Here is an 18,952-nt window from a genome sequence, read left to right as displayed (position 1 = left end):
CTGCGATGACGACCTCATTGTGCCGGGTGGACGGTCAGATCCGGTACGCCCAGATACGCATCCCGTCACCTTCCCGGCAAACCAGGTGGTGTTCGTCGGCCGCGCACTCGCCGGAGTCCACCGTGGCCGTGCCCAGCACCCGCGGCTGCGGATGTCCGGGCAGGACCGCCGCGAAGGTCTGCTTGCCGCCCGCACCGGCCCGGCGCAGCACCAGCGCCCCGTCCGGCTCCGCGCCGAACGCCTCGTCCCAGCCGCTCAAATCGGCCAGGTCCCGCCCGGTACGCGGATCCGCCAGCCGGACCGGCCGGCCGGTCCGGGTCTCGGTCTCCAGCACGAAGCCCGCGTGCCTGGCGAGGCCGACCTCCCCGGTCACCGGCCAGGCCGTCGCACCGGTGACCGGGTCCAGCACCGACAGACCGTCGCGGGATCCCGAGCAGAGCACGTCCCGGCAGTCGGCCCGGTCCTGCGAGGTGGCCGGGAGAGGCCGGTCCCAGAGCCGGCGCAGGGTCCGGGTGTCGTAGCCGACCTGCCGCCCGGGATCCTGATAGCCGACCAGGGCGACGTCTCCCACGACCGACGCCGTGGCCGGTCCGGCGCCGTTCAGCTCCGGGAGGGCGACCTCGGCCAGGGTCGTCCCGGTCGCCCCGGCGAGCAGGGTGAGCCGGTCCGAGGCGGTGATCAGGACAGCCGGGCGGTCGCCGCGGACGGCGTCGACGGTGACCGAGCCAGGCGGCGTCACGGTCCACACCACCCGGCCGGTCGCCAGGTCGGTGCCGCGGACCTCGGTGCGGATCGGCGGCTCGGTGTGCGGCACGCCGTCGGCCGAGAAGTAGAGCGGTCCCGGGTCGCCGGAGGCCTGGTCGTAGTCGGTACCCGGCCGGAAGACGCGTTCCACGACCACCCCGGTCCCGCCGCCGGTCAGCAGGGTGACCATGACCGGTGAGGTCCACCGGACGCGCCCGTCGCGGGCGTCGATCGCGGTGGTCACGAAGCCTTCGGAGAGCAGCACGACGTCACCGGACTGGCGGATCGAGAACGATCCGAAGACGCCGCGCCCGGGGTCGTAGCTCATGCCGATCGGCACCTGGGCGGTCCACAGCCGGCGGGGCGGCTGTTCCAGCGCCCAGGCGGTCAGCTCACGTCCGGGCCCGTCCACGGCGGCCGTGTAGAGCCGGCCGCCGGCCAGCTGGATCGGGATCTCGACGGCGCTCACCGGCCCAGCGGTGCCCAGGTCGCGCCAGCGCGTGCCGCCGGTCGGAACCGCGCCGCCCAGGGCGATCAGCAACACCGCGGCCACCAGCAGGCCGGCATGCCGGTACCGCCAGGGCGGCGGGCGCCGGCTTGGCTCCGGGTCGAGCGGGGCGTCGCGGTCCAGCTCGATCAGAGTCACGCCCCACCCTTCACCGGTACGCGGTCAGCCCGCTCTCGTGCTCGTCCGGTACGCCCAGACGATCAGTTCGCCGTACATCGACCGGCAGACCAGCCGGTCCGGGGCGCTCCGGCAGTCGCCGGTGCCCGGTGGCAGATCGGCCAGGAGCCGTGGCCGATCAAGGCCCGGGGCGACGACCGCGACCATGGTACGCGGGCCCGGCCCGATCTCCCGGGTGACGAGCAGTTCCCCGTCGGCGGTGGTCCCGGCGACCGGGCGCCATCCGGTCACGTCCGCCAGCACCCGGCCGGTCGCCGGATCCACCACGGCCACCGGGTCACTCGTCCCGTCCGTCGAGTACGCGATAAGCCAGTTCCCGTACTGCTCGACGGCACGCCAGCCGGGCCGGCGCCAGCTCTCGACGCCGCTCTCCGGGTCCACCGCCCGGATGCCGGCCGGCCCGATCAGGCAGGCCAGCTCGCCGCACGGCCGGATCCGCTGGGTGCTCGGCGCCCGCACGCTCCACAGCTCGCGGAGCGTCGCCGTGTCGTACGCGGACACCTTGACCGAGCCGCGCCCGGGATGCCGCAGCAGCACCGCGTCACCGATCACCACCGGGTTCTCCGGGTCGTAGTCGGCCACCGGGAACGTCCGGCTGGCCAGGTGGGCGCCGGTCGGCACGTCGTACAGGTCGGCGGTCTGGTCGTCGCGCAGCAGCATGATCCGGGACATCGAGCCGGGCACGCTGAGCAGCACCGCGGTGTTCGGCACGTGCACACGCCAGCGGGCCAGGCCGACGGCCGGGTCGATCACCTCGACCTCGTTCTGCACCCGGCGGCCGATGCCCGAAGTGCTGCGCACACCCTCGACCGCGAACAGCAGCGCGGTGCCGGGGAAGGACACGACGTTGCGGTCGTTGTGCCATTCCCGGGTCCCGGTGTCGAGGGAGATCGCCGTGGTGCCGGTCTCCTCGCGGCCCACGTTCCAGGGCCGCAGCAGTAGTTTTCCGCCGCCGGTGCGCAGCCGGTAGACCGGCTGGTGCTGCTGGATCTGCCAGCGCAGACCGCCGTCCGCCAGCTGGTAGGAGCTGAGCCGGCCGGTGGTCTGGATCAGCAGGCGACCGTCGTCTACGGCGTACGGATCACCGGGCCCGATCGCGACGCGCAGCACCTCGGCCAGCGGCGGCCGGGACGGCGGCCCCGCGGTCGTGACCCCGAAGAGCACCAGGAGCACGACCAAGGCCGGACCGAACCAGGGTGACGTCGTGCGCCGCCCTGGTCGGTGATAAGACTCCGGCTCCCCGCGTTCCAGGCCGAGATCGATGACGACCGGCCCGTCGTACGTGTCCGCACCCATCCATCAAAGGTAACGGTTCCGTAACGAAACCGCCCGGCTAGACCGTGGTGCGCGGTTCCGTCACCGTGTCGGCCGCCTCGTGACGCGACACCCACTCGGTCACGTCCCGCGCGATGTCCTGCGCGGTCAGCCCCAGCGAGGTGAGGATCTCGGCCCGGGTGCCGTGCGGGTGGAAGCCGACCGGCACACCGAAGTCGCGCAGCGGCACGTTCACGCCGGCGTCGCGCAGCGCGCTCGCCACCGCGTCGCCCACGCCGCCCGCGCGCACCCCGTCCTCGCACGTGACCACGAACCGGTGCTGTGCGGCCAGGCCGGTCAGCTCGATCGGGACCGGGCGGACCCAGCGCGGGTCGACGACCGTCACGCCGTACCCCTGCTCGGCGATCCGCTCGGCCGCGTCCAGGCCGAGCCCGGCGAACGAGCCCACCGCGACCAGAAGCACGTCCTTGTCCGGCCCGGCCTCGCGCAACACGTCCACCTGGCCGACCCGGCGCAGCGCCGGGGTCTCCGGCGCGACCGCGCCGGTCGGGAAGCGCACGATGGTCGGGCCGTCCTCCACCGCGACCGCCTCGCGCAGCTCCTCACGCAGCGTCTCGGCGTCGCGCGGCGCGGCGATCCGCAGCCCGGGCACCACCCCGAAGACGCTCATGTCCCACATGCCGTAGTGGCTCGGCCCGTCCGGCCCGGTGATCCCGGCCCGGTCCAGCACGAAGGTCACCGGCAGGTTGTGCATCGCCACGTCCAGCAGGACCTGGTCGAAAGCCCGGTTCAGGAAGGTCGCGTAGACCGCCACCACCGGGTGCAGCCCGCCCATCGCCAGGCCGGCCGCGGAGGTGGCCGCGTGCTGCTCGGCGATGCCCACGTCGTACGTCCGCTCCGGGTACTTCTTCGCCAGCGCGGCGATACCGGTCGGCTCGGCCATGGCGGCGGTGATACCCACCACGTCCGGACGCTCGTCGGCGATCCGGACCAGCTCGTCGGCGAAGACCTTCGTCCACTTCAGGGTCGGCTTGGCGAGCAGCTTGCCGGTCTCCACGTCGAACGCGCTGCCCGGGCCGTGCAGGCAGTCCGCCTCGTCCTGCTCGGCCGGCCGGTAGCCGTAGCCCTTGCGGGTCACCGCGTGCACGATCACCGGGGCGTTGTAGCCCTTGGCCCGGCGCAGCGCGGACTCCATCGCCTGCTGGTCGTGGCCGTCCACCGGGCCGATGTACTTCAGGCCCAGGTCCTCGAACATCGGCTGCGGGCTGACCGCGTCCTTGATGCCCTTCTTGACCGCGTGCAGCACCTCGAACACCGGCTTGCCCACCACCGGCGTCTGGCCCAGCGCGTCCTTGACCAGGTCGAGCACCCGCTCGTAACCCGGGTTGAGGCGCAGCGTGGAGAGGTGGTCGGCGAGGCCGCCGATGGTCGGCGCGTACGACCGGCCGTTGTCGTTCACCACGATGACCAGCCGGTTGCGGGTGGCCGCGATGTTGTTCAGCGCCTCCCAGCACATGCCGCCGGTCAGGGCGCCGTCGCCGACCACCGCCACCACGTGCCGGTCCTCGCCGCGCAGCGTGAACGCCTTGGCGATGCCGTCCGCGTACGACAGGGCGGTGGAGGCGTGCGAGTTCTCGATCAGGTCGTGCTCGCTCTCCGCCTGACTCGGGTAGCCGGTGAGGCCACCGCGCTGGCGGAGCAGGTCGAAGCCGTCCTGCCGGCCGGTAACGATCTTGTGGACGTAGGCCTGGTGCCCGGTGTCGAAGAGAATCCGGTCGCGTGGCGAGTCGAACACCCGGTGCAGGGCGAGGGTCATCTCGACCACACCGAGGTTCGGACCGAGATGCCCGCCGGTACGCGAGACCTTGGCCACGAGGAAGTCACGAATCTCGGCCGCGAGCAGGGACAACTGCTCTGGGGTCAGTCGCTTCAGATCACCGGGAGCGGTGATGCTGGTCAGCAGGCCGGCCGGGGTCGAGGGGGAGTCGCTCATGAGCGTGGAGTCTATCCGGGCCGCGCCGCACCGCACCTTGCGCGAACGGCCAGAGCCGATCCTCCACACAACCTTCACCTCCACCCCCGGTTGGCCGGGCGGCCGAGTGGTCCGGCATCCTGGAAGTCACGCAGCGACTGGCGGCACGGGGATGGTCGAACCATCGGGGAGCTCGTCACGGAGAGTCGACCGCCTGGGCTCCCGGTTCTTGGAGTCGCGCATGTCCGCTCAACTTCTTCCCGGCGCACCCGTCGCCGAGTCCGTTCTCGACGACGTCAGGGCGCGGGTCGCCCGCCTCAAGGAGCGCGGCGTCCAGCCCAGCCTCGCCACCATCCTGGTCGGCGACGACGACGCCAGCGCCGGCTACATCCGGATCAAGCAGAAGCAGGCCGCCGAGCTCGGGTTCGCGTCGCCGCACCGGCACCTCGGCGGTGACATCACCCAGGCCGACCTGCTCCGGGTGATCGCCGAGTTCAACGACGACAAGAACGTGCACGGCGTGCTGATCCAGTACCCGATCCCGGGCCATCTGGACTACGACGCCGCTCTGCAGACCCTCGACCCCGACAAGGACGTCGACGGGATGCACCCGCTCAACATGGGCCGGCTCGCGGTCGGCCTGCCCGGTCCGCTGCCCTGCACCCCGGCCGGCATCGAGGCGCTGCTCGCCTTCCACGACATCCCGGTCTCCGGCCGCGAGGTGGTCATCCTGGGCCGGGGCGCCACCCTGGGCCGCCCGCTGGCGATGCTGCTGGCCCAGAAGCGCCCCACCGCCAACGCCGCGGTCACCGTCGTGCACACCGGGGTGAAGGACTGGCCGCGGTACACCCAGCGCGCCGAGATCCTGATCGCCGCCGCCGGCGTCCCCGGCATCATCAAGCCCGAGCACGTCAAGCCCGGCGCCGTGGTGATCGGCGCGGGCGTCCGCTACGAGGGCCGCCGCCTGCTGCCGGACGTCGAGGAGTCCTGCGCCGAGGTGGCCGGGGCGATCACCCCGCGGGTCGGCGGCGTCGGCCCCACCACGGTCGCCATGCTCTTCCGCAACGCCGTCGTGGCCGCGGAGCGGGCCGGATAACCGGCTCAGGCCGGCACGATCAGAGCGACGCACTCCACATGCTGGGTCATCGGGAAGCAGTCGAAGGCCCGGATCTCCGCGGCCTTCCAGCCGAGTGACCGGAACGTCGCCAGGTCCCGGGCCAGCGCCGCCGGATCGCACGCGACGTAGGCGATGGCCCGCGGACCCGCCTCCGCCACGGCACGGACCACCTTGGCGCCGGCGCCGGCCCGCGGCGGGTCGAGCACGACCAGGTCGACCGGCCCGGCGACCCGGCGCCGGCTCAGCGCCACGTCCACCTTGGCGGCGACGACCTCCACGTTCGGCAGGCCGCCGAGGTTGGCCCGGGCCGCCGCCACCCCGATCGGGGACGACTCGACCACGGTGGTCCGGGCCCCGGTGCGCGCGGCCAGGGCGGCCGCGAAGAGCCCGGCTCCGCCGTACAGGTCCCAGGCGACCTCGCCTTCGGCGGGTCGCAACATGGTCAGCACCACACCGACAAGCGTGTCGGCGGCGGCCGGGTGCACCTGCCAGAAACCTTCCGGGGGTACGCGCCAAGCACGCCCACCGGCGACCTCGGAGACCTCCTCCGGCCCCGACAACCGGACCAGTCCCGGACCGGACGGGCCGTCGGTGAGGTCGTCCCCGGCCAGCGGTGACCGGCTGACGAGCACCGCGACGTCGCCGCCGGTACTCGCGACCACCTGGAGCCCGTCCGCGTCCGGCCAGGCCCGGGCGAGCAGGTCGAGCTCCTGGATGGCCGGGTGCGCGATCCGGCACCGGTCGATGGCCACCACCTGGTGCGACCGGTGCTGGAGCAGTCCGGGCCGGTCGGCCGCGTCCACCGCGTACCGGACGCGGCTGCGCCACCCGAGCAGCCGCGACGAGTCCGCCGGGCCGGGCAACGCCTCCACCCGTACCGGAAAGTCGGTGAGCCCGGCCAGGCGCTCGAGCTGTTCCCGGACCACCGCGGTCTTCCACCGCAGTTGCGCGTCATCCGAGACGTGCTGGAGGTCACAGCCGCCGCACCCACCCGGATGGGCGTAGGGGCAGGGCGGGGTGACCCGGTCCGGGGAAGCCTCGTGGATCTCCACCGCGTCGGCCCGCAGATAACCGCGGTGCAACTCGGTGATCTCCGCGGTGACCCGCTCGCCGGGCAGCGCGTGGCGGACGAAGACCACCCGGCCGTGCGGGCCGCCGATCCGGGCCACACAGTGCCCGCCGTGCGCCGGCGCGCCCACGGTCACCTCGACCCGGTCGCCCTGCACCAGGTCGTCCTCGACCGGAACCGGCACGCTCATGACTGACCGTCTTCGCCGTCGACCGGTTCGGCGATCTCGTCGTCGCCGCGGTTGCGCGGGCCACGGGCCGGCGCGCGGCTCAGGTCGCGGTCCAGCCGCTCCAGGTCGCGGTCCTGGCTGGACCGCAGCTGCCAGGGCACGCTGGTGACCATCACGCCCGGCTCGAAGAGCAACCGGCCCTTGATCCGCAGCGCACTTTGGTTGTGCAGCAGGTTCTCCCACCAGCGGCCGACCACGTACTCCGGCACGAAGACGGTGACCACGTCCCGGGGCGACGACCTTCGCACGCTCTTCACGTAGTCGATGATCGGCCGGGTGATCTCCCGGTACGGCGAGTCGACCACGGTCAGCGGCACCGGGACCTGCCGCCGCTCCCACTCCTCCTGGATGTTGCGGGTGTCCTTGTCGTCGACGTTCACGGTGACCGCGGTAAGCGTGTCCGGCCGGGTCGCCTGTGCGTACGCGACCGCACGCAGCGTCGGCATGTGCACCTTGCTGACCAGCACGACCGCGTGGTTGCGGGAGGGCAGCACGGGACGCTCGTCGGTCGGCTTCAGCTCCTCGGCGACCCGGGTGTAGTGCCGCTGGATGGCGACCATCAGCCCGTAGATGACCAGCATCATGGTGATCGCGATCCAGGCGCCGAGCAGGAACTTGGTGATCAGCACGATGACCAGTACTGCCCCGGTAAGTACCATGCCGAACGTGTTGATGGCCCGCGAGCGGATCATGCGGCGGCGGCGTTCCGGGTCACGCTGGGTCTGCAGCAACCGGTTCCAGTGCCGGATCATGCCGGCCTGGGACAGCGTGAAGGAGACGAAGACGCCCACGATGTAGAGCTGGATCAGCTTGGTGACCTCGGCGTGGAAGGCCACGATCAGCACGATCGCGGCGACCGCCAGGAAGAGGATGCCGTTGCTGAAGGCCAGCCGGTCGCCGCGGGTGTGCAGCTGGCGCGGCAGGAAACGGTCCTGGGCGAGGATCGAGCCGAGCACCGGGAAACCGTTGAACGCCGTGTTGGCCGCCAGGAAGAGGATCATCGCGGTGACCGCGCCGACCACGTAGAGCATGATCGAGCCGGCACCGAACACGGTCTCGGCGAGCTGAGTGGTGACCGTCTTCTGCACGTAGTTGACCGGCCCGGAGACGATCTGCAGGGCCGGGTTCTCGACGAACTGCAGGTGGGTCGCGCGGGCCAGGGAGATCATGCCGACCAGCATCACGACGGCGATGCCACCGAGCAGCATCAACGTGGTCGCCGCGTTCTTGCTCTTCGGAGGCTTGAAGGCGGGCACCCCGTTGGAGATCGCCTCGACACCGGTCAGCGCGGCACAGCCCGACGAGAAGGTTCGCAACAGGAGGAACGCGAAGCCGAAGCTGGTGAGATGGTCCTCCTCAGCCGCGATCACCAGCCCGGCGCTGGGCGCCTGCAGGTCGTCACCGAGCACGTAGAGCCGGAACAGGCCGGTCAGGATCATGCCCACGATGACGACGATGAAGAGATAGGTGGGCACGGCGAACGCGTTACCCGACTCGCGCAGGCCACGCAGGTTGAGCGCGCTCAGCACGACGACGGCGGCGATCGCGACGCCGACCTTGTTCTCCGCCACCCAGGGGACCACCGAGCCGAGGTTGCTGACCCCGGAGGAGACCGAGACGGCGACGGTGAGGATGTAGTCCACCAGCAGCGCACTGGCCACACCGATCCCGGCTCGCGGCCCCAGGTTGACCGTGGCCACCTCATAGTCACCGCCGCCGGACGGATACGCGTGCACGTTCTGCCGGTAACTGGCGACCACCGTCACCATCACCACCGCGACCGCGAGCGTCACCCACGGTGAGTAGACGTAGGCGGCGGCACCGGCGATGGAGAGGGTCAGCAGGATCTCGTCCGGCGCGTACGCCACGCTGGAGAGCGCGTCACTGGCGAAGACGGGCAGCGCGATCCGCTTCGGTAGAAGGGTGTGTTTCAGCCGGTCCGAGCGGAACGGCCGGCCCAGGAGCAGCCGCTTGGCTAGAGAGGTGGTACTTGCCACGAGTGCCAAGAGTACGGGCGGAGCGCATCGCCCGTACCCCGCCCCGGACACCGCCGCCGAGAGGCACATGGCAGGCTCACACTGGTCCGTAGTGATTCGGGAGGGCACGAACCGTGCACGTGGTGATCATGGGGTGCGGCCGGCTCGGTTCGACGCTGGCGCAGAAGCTCGACGCGCAAGGTCACCAGGTGGCCGTGATCGACCGGGACGCCGAGGCGTTCCGGCGGCTCGGCGCCGATTTCGGCGGCGTCACGGTGAACGGGATCGGTTTCGACCGGGGTGTGCTGGTGGCCGCCGGCATCGAGCGGGCGGACGCCTTCGCGGCCGTCTCCAGCGGTGACAACTCCAACATCATCTCGGCCCGGCTGGCCCGGGAGACGTTCGGGGTGAGCCGCGTGGTGGCCCGGATCTACGACTCCCGGCGGGCGCAGGTCTACGAGCGGCTCGGCATCCCGACGATCGCGACGATCCGGTGGGCCGCCGACCGGATGTTCCGGTTCCTGGTGCCGGAGGACCGGTACGAGGTGTTCCGCGATCCGACCAGCGTGGTCAGCATCGTGGAGGCGCCACTGCACCGGGACTGGATCGGCCGCACGGTCAAGTCGCTGGAGGACCGGACCGGTGCCCGGGTCGCGTACCTGACCCGGTTCGGGATGGGCCTGCTCGCCCAGCCGTCCGGCGTACTCCAGGACGGCGACCAGGTCTTCATGCTGGTGACCGACGAGACCGTCGGCAAGGTGCTGGACATCGCGGAGCGCGCCGACAAGGAAGGCCTCTAGACCATGCGGATCGCTATCGCCGGGGCCGGCAACGTGGGCCGGTCCATCGCGCAGGAACTGATCGGCAACGGGCACGACGTGATGCTGATCGAGCGGCAGCCGCGGCAGCTCTGCCCGGAGCGGGTGCCGCAGGCCCAGTGGGTGCTCGCCGACGCCTGCGAGCTGAGCAGCCTGGAGGAGGCCGACCTGGCCTCCTGCGACGTCGTGGTGGCCGCCACCGGCGACGACAAGGCGAACCTGGTGGTGTCGCTGCTCGCCAAGACCGAGTTCGCGGTGGCCCGGGTGGTGGCCCGGGTGAACCGCGCCGAGAACGAGTGGCTCTTCACCGAGCAGTGGGGCGTGGACGTCGCGGTGAGCAAGCCGCGCCTGATGGCCGCCCTGGTCGAGGAGGCGGTGACGGTCGGCGACCTGGTCCGGCTGATGACCTTCCGGCAGGGCGAGGCCAACCTGGTCGAGATCACCCTCCCGCGCGACGCGCCGTACGAGGGAAAGCCGCTCCGCTCCGTGCCGATGCCCCGCGACGCCGCCCTGGTCGCGATCCTGCGCGGCAAGCGGGTCCTGGTGCCGACCCCGGACGACCCGCTTGAGGCCGGCGACGAGCTGATCTTCGTGTGCACCGCCGACGTGGAGGAACAGGTCCGCGCCGTGGTCCTCGGCAACGCCTAGGCGACGGCCGTCTCGCGGCGCTGGGCGGACGTCACCCGGTGGATCGCCCACGCCGTGAACGCGAAGGTGCCGGCGTAGATCGGCCAGCTCACCAGGATCCGCACGACACCCAGGGCGTTCGCCTCGCCGATCGCGTACAGGTACGCCTGGATGCCGGCACGCAGGCTCAGCGAGACCACCCAGAGCAGCGTCAGCCACTGGAAGGTCCGGAACAGCCGGGCGTTGCCGAACCAGTCCTGGCGGCCCTTGTTCGCCATGATGCCCCAGGCGTAGCCGATCAGCGGCTTGCGGAACGCCACCGAGAGCAGCAGCACCGCGGCCTGCCCGAAGGTGAGCAGGATGCCGGGTAGGTAGAAGTTCTTCGCCTCGCCGGTGCGCCACGCCAGCCAGGCGCCGATCGCGATGCCGAACAGACCGTTCACCGCGTGCCGGATCGGCTGCCTGCGGATCAGCCGCACGGCGCCGATGGCCAGCGCCGAACCGACCGAGCCGATGATCGCCCAGAGCAGCGCGTCGCGTTTCTCCAGGCCCAGCACCGAGTCGCCGAGCAGCACGTTGAGCATGACGAAGGCCAGCACCGGCAGGCTCGACTCGATGAGGCCGCGCACACCACCGAGTTGCTCGGCGATCTGCTCGCTCATCGACGGGAGCGGCTCATCCTCATCGTCCTTGCGGACCGGATGCAGCTCGAGCTCCTCGACGACCTCCTCGGCGATCCGCTCCTCGACCGACTCGTGCGCGGCGTGGCGCGGCTCGCTGCCACTCACCGGGGCGCCTCCAGCTCGTAGTACGGGTTGTAGATCACCTTACGGTCGTCCCGGATCGCGATCCGGCCACGCGCGGTGAGCTGGCGTCCTGGTTCGATGCCGGCGATCGACCGGCGGCCCAGGAAGACCAGCGTGACCACGTCGCTGCCGTCGTAGAGGTCGGCCTCCAGCGTCGGCAGGTTGGTGCGAGGAGTGTACGCCACGGTCCGCAGTCGCCCCGACACCGAAACGACCTGACCTCGCTGACACTGCTCAGCCGGGACCGCGCCGCACTTGGCGCTGTCCCGCTGGAGCTCCCGCGCGTCCAGCTCCTCCTCGGTCGCGGTCAATCGATCGAGAAGCCTGCGCAGCCCGGTGCGTTCTTCGATGGTCATGACTCCGCTGTCACCCTTCCTCGACGCCCATGGGTCTCGGACGGCACAGTGTGCGCGCGTGCCTGCGGCCAACGGTACGCCCGAAGCGCCGGGGTGACATGGATCACCAACCGGCTATCCGGGCTGGTTGCCCGGACCCTGCTCGGCCATCTCCTTCGGCAGCCGCATCGGCAGCGGCTCGCGTACCGGCCGGGGCTCGTTGTCCCGGACCACGACCAGCCCGGCCAGCACCTCGCCGAGTACGCCCTCGCGCGCCCGGTCCGACGCGGCCGCACCCTGGTACAGCGCCCGGACCATCCAGCGGGGCCCGTCGACACCGACGAACCGCACGTCGGCCGGCCCGTCCGGGGTGTTGACCCGGGCCGCCAGCTCGATCCCGTACTTGCCGTCGATCTCCTGCGGGGTCACCCCGTCGGCCGCCATGGCCTCGGCGATCTCGGCCCGCACCTCGTCCCAGATGCCCTCGGTCTTCGGCGCCGCGAAGACACCCAGCTGCAGGGCGCTCTCGCCGTCCACCAGCACGATCTGCTCGACGCCGCCTTCCGGGTTGGCCTGCACCCGCACCTCGACGCCCTCGACCGCCGGGATCTGCAGACTGCCCAGGTCGAGGCGCTGCACCCCGTCCGGCGCGTGGCTGACGTCCCACGGGCCGAACTCGGGCGCCGGTGCCTCACCACCGGAGGCCAGGCTGTCGGCGAGCGCCTTTGAGGGCGGCGCGTCGGCCGCACGAACGTGCTTCGCGCCACCGCGCTTACGGGAGAACATCAACTCCACCTTCCGTCTTCAGTCTTGCGTCTGCTGCCCGGGCAGCGCTGCGTGGCCGCCGGTCGAACCGTGCCCGCCGGCTCCACGCGAGGTGTCGTCGAGCGTCTCCACCACGTGGAAGGCCGCCCGCTCCACCCGTTGGATCACGAGCTGGGCGATCCGGTCCCCGCGCGAGATCTTGACGGTGTTCGCCGGATCCAGATTGATCAGGATCACCAGAATCTCACCGCGGTAGCCGGCGTCGACCGTACCGGGCGCGTTGAGCACCGTCACGCCGAGGCGAGCGGCCAGCCCGGAACGCGGGTGCACCAGACCCACGTACCCCTCCGGGAGAGCGATCGCCAGGCCGGTTCGGACCTTGGCCCGCGCACCCGGGGCGATCTCGACCTCCTCCGCCGCGACCAGGTCCGCGCCGGCGTCGCCGGGATGGGCGTACGCCGGCAGGGGCAGGTCCGGATCGAGCCGGCGGACCTGGATGACTACGTCGGTCACGGCGGGTTTCCTCACGGGGTACGGGTACTGCGGGGCGGCACCTACCCTGCCATCCTGCCGCGCCGGGCAATGGAGGCGCGCCGTACCCTTCGAGGGTGACACCCGAGTCCCCGGCCCGCACGGCTGCGGCCTATCGAGAACGGCTCAGCCTGCCGTGGTGGGCCTGGCCCGCCGCCCTCATCACCGGCGCGATCCTGGCCACCGAGCTGGTCCTGGGCCTGCCCGATCTGCCCGGCTGGCTGCCGTACGCGGTGGTCCTGCCGCTCTCCGTGCTGCTGCTGATCCCGGCCGGCCGGCTGCCGGTGGCGGTCACCGCCGACGAGTTCCAGGTCGACGACGCCCGGCTGCCGGTCTCGGTGATCTCCGACGTGGTCGCGCTCGACACCGCCGGCAAGCGTGAGGCCCTCGGGGTCGGCGCGCATCCGCTGGCCTTCGTCATCCAGCGGGCCTGGATCGGACCGGCCGTGCAGGTGCTGCTCGACGACCCGGCCGATCCGACGCCGTACTGGGTGGTCAGCACCCGGCACCCGGTCGAGCTGGCCACCGCGCTGCTCGAGGTCAGCCGTCGAGAGCGGGCCGCCCGGCCGGGCTGAGCCGCTTCGCGCTCTCCTTGCGCAGGTCCTCGCGGACCTTGTCGCCCACCACCCGGGTCGCCCGGCGGTTCAGGTAGCTGGCGACCGCCGCGCCGGTCAGCATCGGTGCCAGGGTGGTCAGATTGCGGCCGAACCGCTTCAACAGGGTCCGCTGCAGGTCCTTGCGGGCGGCCGTGCCGAGCACCGTCGCCACACCCACGCCCGGGATCAGCGGGTTCACCCCGCGCTGCCCGGACCAGGACTCGATCAGCTTCATGGCCCGCTCGGGCGTGCCACCGGTGATCGGCTGCCCGTACACCTCGTGCAGCTCGCCGATCAGCTTGATCTCGATCGCCACCACGGCGACCGTCTCGCTGGCCAGCAGCACCGGCGCCGAGAGCAGTGTCGGGGTAGCCACCCACTCGACGGAGGCGATCCCGCCGCCGGCCGCGCCGACGCCGGCGGTGGCCCGGGTGGCGTTGCGGATCAGCCGCTCGGCCAGCTCCTCGTCGTCCATGCCGGGAAAGTGCCGGCGCAGGGTGTCCCGGTCCCGTACCGGGACGTGCGGCGCCACGTCCGCGACCATGTCGGTCATCCAGCGAAGTGCCGCCTTCGGACGGAACAGCCGGCCGATGTCGCGGGCCCGGACGTCGCTGATGAGCCGGCCCATCAGCCGTCTCCGGCCGGCCGGCTCCAGGTCGTCCGCGGTGAGAGCCGCCACGGTGCGGCCCAGCTCGACGTCAGTGCCCGGTTTCGCATCGGTGCCCGGTCGCACGTCGAGTTCCGCCGCCGTGTCGTGGCCCGGTTTCCGGGCAGGATCGAACTCGCTACCGGCACCGGACCCGGTGTCGGGCTCGGTCGCACGATCCGCGTGGTTCATCGTCGTCCTCCCCTTCGGCGTCTCCGGTATGTGCCCGGCTACGCCCCAGGGTCAAACCCCCGTGTAAAACCCCCCATGGCGAACGCCGTACGCCCGACCGCGTGATCCGCGATCGGGTGGCGGCGCGCTGCGCGCGGGTGCGCTCAGGCGCACTCGCGGCAGATCAGCTCCCCGTTTCGCTCCACAGCCAGCTGGCTGCGGTGGTGCACGAGGAAACAGCGGGCGCAACGGAACTCGTCGTTCTGCATCGGCAGCACCTTGACGGTCAGCTCCTCGTCGGCGAGGTCGGCGCCGGGCAGCTCGAAGCTCTCCGCCACCTCGACCTCGTCGACGTCCACTGCGCCCGACTGCGAGTCGGCGCGACGGGCCTTGAGCTCCTCGAGGCTGTCCTCGCCGAGGTCGACCTCATCGCGACGCGGGGCGTCGTAGTCGGTGGCCATCGGTCTTCACTCTCCTGTATCGATGTGTCGCTTGGCGTTAGTAACGCCGGTGACAAGGTTTCGGTTCCCGGTTCCGCTGGACGATTTCTGACTCCCGGGAACGACCCCGGCGAGCGCGGAACCTTACCTCTGCTGCGGCAGGGTTGTACGCGTTCTGGCGGCACATTGTTCCCGATGTGATTGAGGCGACATCAAAGTAGGGGCACCAGCGTCTCGATCATTGTCGGCGCGCCGGAAGCATTCCCTGTTTCCGCGTACCTGGCGGGCAGACGCTAACCTCTCGACAAGCCCGGCGACCCCAACCGGGTTCGCCGCCGGAATCCTGGAGCCAGCCCCATGAGCTTTGCGCGCGTCCGAGCGCTGGTAGTCGTCGGAGTCCTTTCCGTCGCCGCGCTCGTCTTCGTCGTCGTGGCGCTGGTCCGCGACTCGCAGCGGGATTTCGCGAACGGTGACGGCTGCGCGGCCGACGCTCCGCTCGCCGACATCCGGCTCCCGGACGACCCGGCCGAGGTCAAGGTCAAGGTGCTCAACGGCACCAGCAAGTCCGGCCTCGCCGAGGCGGTGACCAGCGAGTTCAAAAACCGGCGGTTCGCCGTCGAGAACCCGTCCAAGAGCAAGACCAAGTTCAAGGGCGTCGCGGAGATCCGGTTCGGCCCGGAGGCGGTCGGCAAGGCTCAGCTGCTGCGGGCGTACTTCCTGGCCCAGTCGGAGATGGTCTACAGCCCGAAGCGCAAGGGCCCGGTCATCGAGATCGTGATCGGCGACGAGTACCAGCAGCTGGCCACGACCACCGAGGTCAACCAGTCGCTGGTCGAGATCGGCGAGCCGACCCTCCCGCCGGGCGCCTGCCTCAAGCCGGTCGAGGCCAAGGCCAAGAACGACGACTGAGCCGCCCGGCCCACCGGCCGCGCCTACGGCCCACCCGCCGCGTCCAGCTCCACCAGCGCGTCGTGCAGCGCCGGGAACAGCGCGGGCGGAGCCGCCACCAGCATCTGCTTGCCGGCCGGCGCGCCGGACAGCCCGGCGACGGTGAGTCCCGCCTCCGCCGCGATCAGGCCACCGGCCGCGTGGTCCCACAGGTTCAGGCCCTTCTCGTAGTAGGCGTCCAGGGTGCCCTCGGCGACCATGCAGAGGTCCAGGGCCGCCGCGCCGAACCGCCGGATGTCACGCACACGGGTGATCAACTCGGCCAGCACCACACCCTGATGTGCCCGGCGCCGCGGGTCGTAACCGAATCCGGTGCCGATGAGAGCCTGATCCAGAGTCGTTCGCACCGAGCCGCTCAGGCGCCGGCCGGACCGCCAGGCTCCGCCGCCCCGGGTGGCCGTCCACTCGTCGCCGGTGGCGGCGTTGCAGACCACCCCGGCAACCACCTCACCGTCGCGCTCAGCGGCCAGGGAGACGGCGTACTGGGGCAGGCCGTAGAGGTAGTTCACGGTGCCGTCGATCGGGTCCAGGATCCACCGCACAGCGCCGGATTCGACCGTCACGGAGTCCCCGTACTCCTCCCCCAGCACCCCGTCACCGGGCCGTTCAGCCAGCAGCGCGTCCACCACCTGCCGCTCGACCGCCTTGTCCGCCGCGGTGACAACGTCGGTGTCGGTGCTCTTGGTCTGCACGTCACCGATCGCCTCGTCGCGCATCCGCCGAGCGGTGGCAGCCGCCTGACGGGCCACGCGCACCGCGATCGCCAGCAACTCGCCGGGCGTCGATACCGTCGAAATCTCGCTCACGTTTGGGTCCTTTCCACCGATAGCATTCTTGCGCCGAACGTCTCTGACGAGGTCGTCGGGCCCTAGCGGCGTGCTGGAGGCGGAGGATCTCGGTCGGCGGCGCTACAATTCACCCCTGCCCACGCTTCACGGACACACACCTGCGGGACTGTCCGTGTCCCGAGGGCCCCCAAACCGACTCCGGCGAGCCTCGCCCCCGCGTGCGCGCTGGATCCTGGCCGTGCCCAACCTCATCGCCTCCGGAAGGTCATTCGTGACAGAAGCCCACCAGAACGGTGCCGACGTTCGCTCTCTCACCGAGGCCTTGATCACCCATGCCCAGGGTGCGGGCGGGCAACTCACATCGGCGCAGGTCGCGCACACGCTCGAGTCCGCTGCGGTGAACGCGGCCCAGGCCAAGAAAATCCTGCGTGCCCTGGTGGACGCCGGCATCACCGTTGTCGTGGACGGCTCCGCCAGCACGCGACGCAAGGTGGCTGCCGCGCGCGCCGCCACGCCCGCGTCCAAGGCGACCACCGCCAAGACCGCTCCGGCGAAGAAGGCGGCGCCCGCCCCGAAGCAGGCGGCCCCGGCCGCGGAGGGCGACACGCCCGCCCCGGCGAAGGCCGCACCGGTCCGCAAGGCCACCGCGGCGGCCGCCAAGGCCACGCCGGCCCGTAAAGCGACCGCTGCCAAGGCCACCCCGGCCAAGGCCGCCAAGCCCGGCGAGGAGAGCCCTGAGGGGGAGATCGATCCCGAGGAGCTCGCCGCCGAGATCGAGGACGTGGTGGTCGAGGAGCCGGCCGCGATGGTCGCCGCCGCGGCGACCGACGCCGCCAGCTCGGCCACCGAGGGCGACTTCGAGTGGGACGACGAGGAGTCCGAGGCGCTGAAGCAGGCGCGTCGCGACGCCGAGCTCACCGCCTCCGCCGACTCGGTCCGCGCCTACCTCAAGCAGATCGGCAAGGTTCCGCTGCTCAACGCGGAGCAGGAGGTCGAGCTCGCCAAGCGGATCGAGGCCGGCCTCTACGCCGCCGAGCGGCTGCGCGCCGCCGACGAGGGCGAGGAGTCGCTCGAGCGCAACTTCGAGCGCGACCTCAAGTGGATCAACCGGGACGGCGAGCGGGCCAAGAATCACCTGCTCGAGGCGAACCTCCGGCTCGTGGTCTCGCTGGCCAAGCGGTACACCGGTCGTGGCATGGCGTTCCTGGACCTGATCCAGGAGGGCAACCTCGGCCTGATCCGCGCGGTCGAGAAGTTCGACTACACCAAGGGCTACAAGTTCTCCACGTACGCCACCTGGTGGATCCGGCAGGCCATCACCCGCGCCATGGCCGACCAGGCCCGCACCATCCGCATCCCGGTGCACATGGTCGAAGTCATCAACAAGCTCGGCCGCATCCAGCGCGAGCTGCTCCAGGACCTGGGCCGCGAGCCCACCCCGGAGGAGCTGGCCAAGGAGATGGACATCACGCCGGAGAAGGTGCTGGAGATCCAGCAGTACGCGCGTGAGCCGATCTCGCTGGACCAGACCATCGGCGACGAGGGCGACAGCCAGCTCGGTGACTTCATCGAGGACTCCGAGGCCGTAGTCGCGGTCGACGCCGTGTCGTTCTCCCTCTTGCAGGACCAGCTCCAGCAGGTCCTGCAGACGCTCTCCGAGCGGGAGGCGGGCGTGGTCCGGCTCCGGTTCGGCCTGACCGACGGCCAGCCGCGCACGCTGGACGAGATCGGCCAGGTGTACGGGGTGACCCGGGAGCGGATCCGGCAGATCGAGTCGAAGACGATGTCGAAATTGCGACACCCGTCCCGGTCCCAGGTCCTCCGCGACTACCTGGACTAGGACGAGTAGTCAACATTACGTGTCTGATTGGTCACCACCCGTACATCAACGGGTGGTGATCAGACCGTTGTGCAGAAGTGATCGTTGACGTGGCACCCTTGGATCACGGCACACTAGCCAGAACCGAACGTGTGACCTCGGTCCCCCCGGGGCACTCTGGGAAGGCTGCAACGGTGCAGGGTGTTGCACGATGTGTGAGCAGTAGCCGAAGAACATGTTCATCGGTGACGAACAGAGGAGGAAGGCGATGACCCCGACCCTCACGCCGCCGGCGGGTAGCCTGGCCGGCCCAGCAGCCGATGAACGGTGCGACCGCTGCAATGCAGCCGGGAAGCTCCGTTTGTCCCTGGCAGGCGGTGGCGAACTGGTCTTCTGTGGCCACCACGCCAACCGGTATGCCGAGGACCTCGTGAAGATCGCGGTTCAGTACACCGCCGACCCGGATTTCACCTGGCGCGGCGCGGTCAAGATGTCTAACTCCACCAACTAGCAAGATCAGCGGTCCCCCCGACTGACGCGTAAGAAGGGGCGCTCCCTCCAGGAGCGCCCCTTCTGCGTGCCATCGAAGTCGAGG

The 18,952-nt window shown here is 71.1% G+C and carries 19 protein-coding genes and 1 riboswitch; of the genes, 7 read left to right on the top strand and 12 right to left on the bottom strand.

Annotated elements, in window-relative coordinates; translation table 11 throughout:
* Positions 1–34: 34 nt before the first annotated feature.
* The 3 genes from I4J89_RS00775 to dxs are packed head-to-tail and all read right to left on the bottom strand — an operon-like array spanning position 35 to position 4,697.
* On the bottom strand, positions 35–1,390 hold the full coding sequence (locus tag I4J89_RS00775) for an outer membrane protein assembly factor BamB family protein (protein WP_196411822.1): 1,356 nt from the start codon (positions 1,388–1,390) through the stop codon (positions 35–37).
* 24 nt (positions 1,391–1,414) lie between these two features.
* Positions 1,415–2,725 carry an outer membrane protein assembly factor BamB family protein gene (locus I4J89_RS00770; RefSeq protein WP_196411821.1) on the bottom strand — a complete coding sequence of 437 codons (1,311 nt, stop codon included), beginning with the start codon at positions 2,723–2,725 and terminating at the stop codon, positions 1,415–1,417.
* 37 nt (positions 2,726–2,762) lie between these two features.
* Entirely contained in the window at positions 2,763–4,697 is a 1,935-nt protein-coding gene (gene dxs / locus I4J89_RS00765) for a 1-deoxy-D-xylulose-5-phosphate synthase (RefSeq protein WP_196411820.1), read from the bottom strand.
* Between the two features lie 123 nt (positions 4,698–4,820).
* Positions 4,821–4,903: riboswitch (ZMP/ZTP riboswitch) on the top strand.
* A 14-nt stretch (positions 4,904–4,917) separates the two neighbouring features.
* Here dxs and I4J89_RS00760 point away from each other — a divergent pair.
* A complete protein-coding gene (locus I4J89_RS00760; protein WP_196411819.1) occupies positions 4,918–5,772 on the top strand; it encodes a bifunctional 5,10-methylenetetrahydrofolate dehydrogenase/5,10-methenyltetrahydrofolate cyclohydrolase in 855 nt (284 codons plus the stop codon).
* 5 nt (positions 5,773–5,777) lie between these two features.
* Here the strand turns inward: I4J89_RS00760 and I4J89_RS00755 are convergent, their stop codons facing one another.
* Both I4J89_RS00755 and I4J89_RS00750 read right to left on the bottom strand, forming a co-directional pair.
* Positions 5,778–7,052, bottom strand: a complete 1,275-nt coding sequence (locus tag I4J89_RS00755) for a class I SAM-dependent RNA methyltransferase (RefSeq protein ID WP_196411818.1) — start codon at positions 7,050–7,052, stop codon at positions 5,778–5,780.
* Complete coding sequence (locus I4J89_RS00750) at positions 7,049–9,088, bottom strand: APC family permease (RefSeq protein WP_309238129.1); 2,040 nt, start codon at positions 9,086–9,088, stop codon at positions 7,049–7,051. Before I4J89_RS00750 ends, I4J89_RS00755 begins: the two co-directional genes overlap by 4 nt.
* A gap of 113 nt (positions 9,089–9,201) precedes the next feature.
* Here I4J89_RS00750 and I4J89_RS00745 point away from each other — a divergent pair, with 113 nt between their 5' ends.
* Positions 9,202–9,867 (top strand): potassium channel family protein, encoded by a 666-nt coding sequence (locus I4J89_RS00745; RefSeq protein WP_196411816.1) that lies wholly within the window; start codon positions 9,202–9,204, stop codon positions 9,865–9,867.
* A gap of 3 nt (positions 9,868–9,870) precedes the next feature.
* On the top strand, positions 9,871–10,533 hold the full coding sequence (locus tag I4J89_RS00740) for a potassium channel family protein (RefSeq protein WP_196411815.1): 663 nt from the start codon (positions 9,871–9,873) through the stop codon (positions 10,531–10,533).
* Here I4J89_RS00740 and I4J89_RS00735 read toward each other — a convergent pair.
* The 4 genes from I4J89_RS00735 to dut form a co-directional block, all read right to left on the bottom strand.
* The gene (locus I4J89_RS00735) at positions 10,530–11,300 is read right to left on the bottom strand and encodes a DUF3159 domain-containing protein (RefSeq protein ID WP_196411814.1); all 771 of its coding nucleotides are present in this window, start codon (positions 11,298–11,300) and stop codon (positions 10,530–10,532) included. The genes I4J89_RS00740 and I4J89_RS00735 overlap by 4 nt on opposite strands.
* Positions 11,297–11,674: an OB-fold nucleic acid binding domain-containing protein gene (locus tag I4J89_RS00730; RefSeq protein ID WP_196411813.1), complete on the bottom strand. Its 378-nt coding sequence runs from the start codon at positions 11,672–11,674 to the stop codon at positions 11,297–11,299. Before I4J89_RS00730 ends, I4J89_RS00735 begins: the two co-directional genes overlap by 4 nt.
* 114 nt (positions 11,675–11,788) lie before the next feature.
* Positions 11,789–12,439: a DUF3710 domain-containing protein gene (locus I4J89_RS00725; protein ID WP_196411812.1), complete on the bottom strand. Its 651-nt coding sequence runs from the start codon at positions 12,437–12,439 to the stop codon at positions 11,789–11,791.
* Between the two features lie 18 nt (positions 12,440–12,457).
* On the bottom strand, positions 12,458–12,931 hold the full coding sequence (dut, locus tag I4J89_RS00720; protein WP_196411811.1) for a dUTP diphosphatase: 474 nt from the start codon (positions 12,929–12,931) through the stop codon (positions 12,458–12,460).
* A gap of 95 nt (positions 12,932–13,026) precedes the next feature.
* On the opposite strand from dut, the gene I4J89_RS00715 reads away from it, so the two are divergent.
* Positions 13,027–13,524, top strand: a complete 498-nt coding sequence (locus I4J89_RS00715) for a DUF3093 domain-containing protein (protein ID WP_196411810.1) — start codon at positions 13,027–13,029, stop codon at positions 13,522–13,524.
* Here I4J89_RS00715 and I4J89_RS00710 read toward each other — a convergent pair.
* On the bottom strand, positions 13,490–14,383 hold the full coding sequence (locus I4J89_RS00710) for a hypothetical protein (RefSeq protein WP_230858150.1): 894 nt from the start codon (positions 14,381–14,383) through the stop codon (positions 13,490–13,492). The genes I4J89_RS00715 and I4J89_RS00710 overlap by 35 nt on opposite strands.
* A 143-nt stretch (positions 14,384–14,526) precedes the next feature.
* Positions 14,527–14,823 (bottom strand): DUF4193 domain-containing protein, encoded by a 297-nt coding sequence (locus tag I4J89_RS00705; protein WP_196411809.1) that lies wholly within the window; start codon positions 14,821–14,823, stop codon positions 14,527–14,529.
* 336 nt (positions 14,824–15,159) lie between these two features.
* Between I4J89_RS00705 and I4J89_RS00700 the strand changes: the two genes are divergently transcribed.
* A complete protein-coding gene (locus I4J89_RS00700; protein ID WP_196411808.1) occupies positions 15,160–15,711 on the top strand; it encodes a LytR C-terminal domain-containing protein in 552 nt (183 codons plus the stop codon).
* Positions 15,712–15,734: 23 nt separating this feature from the next.
* On the opposite strand, the gene I4J89_RS00695 is transcribed toward I4J89_RS00700, so the two are convergent.
* On the bottom strand, positions 15,735–16,556 hold the full coding sequence (locus tag I4J89_RS00695; RefSeq protein WP_196411807.1) for an inositol monophosphatase family protein: 822 nt from the start codon (positions 16,554–16,556) through the stop codon (positions 15,735–15,737).
* 253 nt (positions 16,557–16,809) lie between these two features.
* On the opposite strand from I4J89_RS00695, the gene I4J89_RS00690 reads away from it, so the two are divergent.
* Complete coding sequence (locus tag I4J89_RS00690; protein ID WP_196411806.1) at positions 16,810–18,378, top strand: RNA polymerase sigma factor; 1,569 nt, start codon at positions 16,810–16,812, stop codon at positions 18,376–18,378.
* 247 nt (positions 18,379–18,625) lie between these two features.
* Positions 18,626–18,868 carry a DUF7455 domain-containing protein gene (locus I4J89_RS00685; protein WP_196411805.1) on the top strand — a complete coding sequence of 81 codons (243 nt, stop codon included), beginning with the start codon at positions 18,626–18,628 and terminating at the stop codon, positions 18,866–18,868.
* The last annotated feature ends 84 nt before the right edge of the window (positions 18,869–18,952 follow it).

Origin of the sequence: Actinoplanes aureus, assembly GCF_015704865.1 — a bacterium.
GTDB lineage: Bacteria > Actinomycetota > Actinomycetes > Mycobacteriales > Micromonosporaceae > Actinoplanes > Actinoplanes aureus.
Note: the sequence above shows the minus strand (reverse complement) of the source record. Positions and strands in the feature narration are given on the sequence as shown.

What these genes read in the sequence shown, in the direction of transcription:
- I4J89_RS00770 (WP_196411821.1), bottom strand. Translation starts at nt 2,725, where the DNA reads ATGGGTGCGGACACGTACGACGGGCCGGTCGTCATCGATCTCGGCCTG.
- dxs (WP_196411820.1), bottom strand. Translation starts at nt 4,697, where the DNA reads ATGAGCGACTCCCCCTCGACCCCGGCCGGCCTGCTGACCAGCATCACC.
- I4J89_RS00760 (WP_196411819.1), top strand. Translation starts at nt 4,918, where the DNA reads ATGTCCGCTCAACTTCTTCCCGGCGCACCCGTCGCCGAGTCCGTTCTC.
- I4J89_RS00755 (WP_196411818.1), bottom strand. Translation starts at nt 7,052, where the DNA reads ATGAGCGTGCCGGTTCCGGTCGAGGACGACCTGGTGCAGGGCGACCGG.
- I4J89_RS00740 (WP_196411815.1), top strand. Translation starts at nt 9,871, where the DNA reads ATGCGGATCGCTATCGCCGGGGCCGGCAACGTGGGCCGGTCCATCGCG.
- I4J89_RS00730 (WP_196411813.1), bottom strand. Translation starts at nt 11,674, where the DNA reads ATGACCATCGAAGAACGCACCGGGCTGCGCAGGCTTCTCGATCGATTG.
- I4J89_RS00725 (WP_196411812.1), bottom strand. Translation starts at nt 12,439, where the DNA reads ATGTTCTCCCGTAAGCGCGGTGGCGCGAAGCACGTTCGTGCGGCCGAC.
- I4J89_RS00710 (WP_230858150.1), bottom strand. Translation starts at nt 14,383, where the DNA reads ATGAACCACGCGGATCGTGCGACCGAGCCCGACACCGGGTCCGGTGCC.
- I4J89_RS00705 (WP_196411809.1), bottom strand. Translation starts at nt 14,823, where the DNA reads ATGGCCACCGACTACGACGCCCCGCGTCGCGATGAGGTCGACCTCGGC.
- I4J89_RS00700 (WP_196411808.1), top strand. Translation starts at nt 15,160, where the DNA reads ATGAGCTTTGCGCGCGTCCGAGCGCTGGTAGTCGTCGGAGTCCTTTCC.
- I4J89_RS00685 (WP_196411805.1), top strand. Translation starts at nt 18,626, where the DNA reads ATGACCCCGACCCTCACGCCGCCGGCGGGTAGCCTGGCCGGCCCAGCA.